This is a genomic window from Brasilonema bromeliae SPC951 (assembly GCF_012912135.1).
In the GTDB taxonomy this organism is placed as follows: domain Bacteria; phylum Cyanobacteriota; class Cyanobacteriia; order Cyanobacteriales; family Nostocaceae; genus Brasilonema; species Brasilonema bromeliae.
In genome coordinates this window covers 703-4,786 of record NZ_QMEB01000338.1, presented here as the reverse complement: position 1 = coordinate 4,786, position 4,084 = coordinate 703, and the positions used below count along the sequence as shown (strand labels likewise).

The following is a 4,084-nucleotide window of genomic DNA, read 5'->3' as shown; positions in this document are numbered from 1 at the left end:
CCCCTACACCCCTACACCCCTGTGTTTCTTGAAAGGCTACGCCAGCACAAAGCATGTCTGGAGGATACAGCCAGTCTGCTCCGAGGTTCGCGACCTAATTCTTAAACTTTTCGATACCTCTTTAGGAGTAAACTTGACTGGTATAGAGCAAAGAATGCTTGTACGTTAATTTTATTGGTAGATTTTGATTATAGGGGCACGCTTACCAGCCAAGAGAGAAAAAAGTTAACATTACTAAACTGGAGGACAGCGACTACTAAAATGCTTCAGTCGATTTTCTGATATGCGAGAGGTTAGATAAAAGCTATATATGACAATATATAATTTATAGATACCACCAGAATTAATATTTTCTAATTCCTGCTATCATCTATTGTTAAATCTAAATTGCTTATATATTATTAGGTGTAACTTTACTATGGGTTTTACGATGAATCGTCTGTCTATTTTTGTAGACGGAAACAATATGTTCTATGCTCAACAGAAAAATGGCTGGTTTTTTGACCCACGAAGAGTCTTAGAATACTTCAGACACGAACAATCAGACACAACATTAATCAATGCTTTTTGGTACACTGGCTTAAAAGACCTACAAGATCAACGAGGATTTAGAGATGCTCTCATTAGTTTAGGTTATACAGTTAGAACAAAAATTTTAAAAGAATATTATGATGATTCATCTGGTCGTTACTCACAAAAAGCTAATTTAGATATAGAAATTGTTGTAGATATGTTTAATACAGTAGATCAGTACGACCGAGTTGTTTTATTTAGTGGGGATGGAGATTTTGAAAGAGCAATAGAACTATTACGCGGAAAAAATACGCACATTACAGTAGTATCAACAGAAGGAATGATAGCCAGAGAACTACGTAACGCTACTGATAGATATATAGATTTAAATGATATTCGGGACAGAATAGAAAAAGTAGATTCTCAGTTACCTTAGCAATTATTTACAAAAGGAATAGCAAAGAAACTAAGGTAAAAGGTATTTTAAGTCACAACTAAGAAGTCAACAACAAGCCGCAAATGAACACGACACAAGAGAGAATCATCATCTTTGACACGACACTTCGAGACGGTGAACAGTGTCCGGGAGCAACACTGAACATAGATGAAAAACTGACTATTGCTAAGCAACTGGCACGTCTGGGTGTGGATGTGATTGAAGCAGGGTTTGCCTTTGCCAGTCCTGGAGATTTTGAGGCTGTGACTAAGATTGCCCAACTTGTGGGGACACAAGATGGTCCTGTGATTTGTAGTTTAGCAAGAGCGCGACACGAAGATATTCAAACTGCGGCAGAAGCAATCAAGCCAGCCGCAAAAGGGAGAATTCATACATTTATTGCAACAAGCGATATTCACCTCAAGTACAAACTGAAAAAGACAAAATCAGAAGTTCTGGCAATTGCTGAAGAAATGGTGGCTTATGCCAAAACATTCACTAATGATGTAGAATTTTCTCCTGAAGATGCAGGACGGTCTGAGCCAGAGTTTCTTTATCAAGTTTTAGAGCGAGCGATCGCCGCCGGAGCAACAACAGTTAATATTCCGGACACAGTAGGTTACACCACACCCACTGAATTTGGCGCGCTGATTAAAGGTATTAAAGAAAACGTTCCTAACATTGATCAAGCAATTATTTCTGTTCATGGACACAATGATTTAGGTTTGGCCGTCGCCAACTTCTTAGAAGCTGTGAAAAATGGTGCCAGACAGTTAGAATGTACTATCAATGGTATTGGTGAACGTGCAGGAAATGCAGCGTTAGAAGAATTGGTGATGGGTTTGCACGTCCGTCGGCAATATTTCAACCCCTTCTTTGGACGTCCATCTGATTGCGAAGAATCTTTAACAAATATTGACACCAGACAAATTTACAAAACATCCCGTCTCGTTTCTAACTTGACAGGAATGCTCGTTCAACCGAATAAAGCAATTGTGGGCGCGAATGCTTTTGCTCACGAGTCTGGAATTCATCAAGATGGTGTGCTAAAAAATAAGCTCACCTATGAAATTATGGATGCCCAACTCGTTGGCTTGACAGAAAATCAAATTGTCTTGGGCAAACATTCAGGGAGAAATGCTTTCCGGACACGTTTGAGAGAACTGGGATATGAACTCACAGAAACTGAATTAAATAAAGCATTTGTCAGATTCAAAGAAGTCGCAGACAAAAAGAAAGAAATTTCTGATTGGGATTTAGAAGCAATTGTTATTGATGAAATCCAACAAGCACCCGATTTGTTCCGTGTAGAATTAGTGCAAGTTTCCTGTGGTAGTAATGCTCGTCCCACTGCAACAGTCACACTCCGGACTCCAGAAGGCGAAGAATTAATCGATGCTGCAATTGGTACAGGACCAGTAGATGCAGTTTACAAAGCCATCAATCGTGTTGTCAACGTACCGAACCAGTTAATTGAGTTTTCTGTACAGTCAGTCACAGCGGGTATTGATGCTATTGGTGAAGTCACTATCCGTCTCAAGCATGAAGGTAGAGTGTTTTCTGGTCATGCGGCAAACACAGATATCATCGTAGCATCCGCTCAAGCTTACGTAAATGCATTGAATAGGCTGTATGCATCTTTGCAAAATAAACAACAGCAAGTCGTTGCAAAGAATTTGTCATGAACTAGGGGTTGCTTGGGTGTAGGGGATGAACCTCGTTACCAGGCTGAGCCTGGTAACGAGGGTTGGGAGGCTCTCTCTGCCTCCTTCAGCCTGGTAACGAGGGTTGGGAGGTTCTGTCTCCTCAGTCGGAGCTAAATAACAATAGTGCAAGATCTGAGTTATGATTGCTTTTGCAAGAAGTCTATTTAACTAGGTTCATCCTGAACAGAAGCGTAGGGTTGCGGTTCTCTCAAACGCTTTTCGATTTGCTCGCGTCGATATTTAGCAAGTTCTTGGTAAATTTTTTTCCGAGCTAAATTCACGCTACCAATTGGTTCATGTTCAGGTAAAGTATGCCAAGGATTGAAAGACAAACCCTCATCCAATCGCTTTCGCTCATCAAAGTCAAATTTTTGTCTAGGAATCCTGATAGTAGCCACCTTAATGAAAGGTGAATCTTGTTCTTTCCACTCCTGCATTGGATTTTCGATTGAAGTTTTCTCTTCATCTACATAAAGCTGAATGAGAAAATCAAAAATGGCTTCTTTCCCTCCATCAGTCAGATACTTGACAATTGCTTCACGTAGATAATTTTGTGAGTCGGGTATTGAGTCGGGAACTGTTTCTATTTGTTGAGATTTGATGGAGAATTTGATAGCTTGGGAGCCTAATTTGTAAGGTGTTGTACTCCAATATTGGATAAAAAGCGGATTACTGATTTTTTTACTAGTCATTTTCTGGAGTATTGCAAAAGAAGGCTGCATGGCTTGTGCTAATTCTGGATCAGCTTGTCCACTTGCTACTTTGGCAAGATCAACATATCCTTGCACATCTCGAACGAAAAAGACTGGATGATTTATGCTCAGAAAATCCTGGGTTTTCTCTTCATCATCAAGAACTTTTTCGCCCTCAACGTTCATCAATTTTATTGCCAAGCCGCGAACATCAGGTTCTTTATCTGGTTTGAATTGACCGCGTTTTTCTGCTTCTCCACCATTGGAAAAACGAACCCAGATGGGATAGGTTTGAGGTGCACAGAAGACACCAACTTTTAGTGCATCAGGAATGTTCTTCTCAACTATAAATTCTCCCCAAACCAAACCGTGGCTTTTCGGGTGTACTTGGCGTAAATCTGGTCCCTTTTCTTGCTGAGTTTTTAGGTTAGCAGCTAAGACTTCATCCGTGATTGTCTCTTGCTCTGAAGCAGATAATTTTGAAATAGTCATACTTTTCTCCTTTCAATTTATGCAATGAATGAAAAAGATGGGCAGTACCCACCTATGTAAGAAATTACCAAGGAATTGGTTTGCGAGAATTAAAGAAACCACCTGTTGGACCATCTTCTGGAAGTGTAGCAAGCCACACAGGAGTGTCAGCACCTTCTTCTACTGTTCCTGGTGCATCTGCACTACCCATGTCTGTCTGCACCCAACCGGGGCAAGCAGAATTGACCTTAATTGGTGTATCAGCC

At 40.4% G+C, this 4,084-nt stretch carries 3 protein-coding genes and 1 pseudogene; 2 read left to right on the top strand and 2 right to left on the bottom strand.

Going from position 1 to position 4,084, the window contains the following annotated elements; translation table 11 throughout:
• Positions 1-418: 418 nt before the first annotated feature.
• A complete protein-coding gene (labA, locus tag DP116_RS27020) occupies positions 419-949 on the top strand; it encodes a low amplitude/bright protein LabA (RefSeq protein WP_048866685.1) in 531 nt (176 codons plus the stop codon).
• A gap of 83 nt (positions 950-1,032) precedes the next feature.
• Positions 1,033-2,634: a 2-isopropylmalate synthase gene (locus tag DP116_RS27015; protein ID WP_169158069.1), complete on the top strand. Its 1,602-nt coding sequence runs from the start codon at positions 1,033-1,035 to the stop codon at positions 2,632-2,634.
• Between the two features lie 185 nt (positions 2,635-2,819).
• Here the strand turns inward: DP116_RS27015 and DP116_RS27010 are convergent, their stop codons facing one another.
• On the bottom strand, positions 2,820-3,839 hold the full coding sequence (locus tag DP116_RS27010; RefSeq protein WP_169158068.1) for a catalase family protein: 1,020 nt from the start codon (positions 3,837-3,839) through the stop codon (positions 2,820-2,822).
• Positions 3,840-3,903: 64 nt separating this feature from the next.
• A pseudogene (locus tag DP116_RS29820) lies at positions 3,904-4,084 on the bottom strand (short-chain dehydrogenase); the annotation flags it as partial.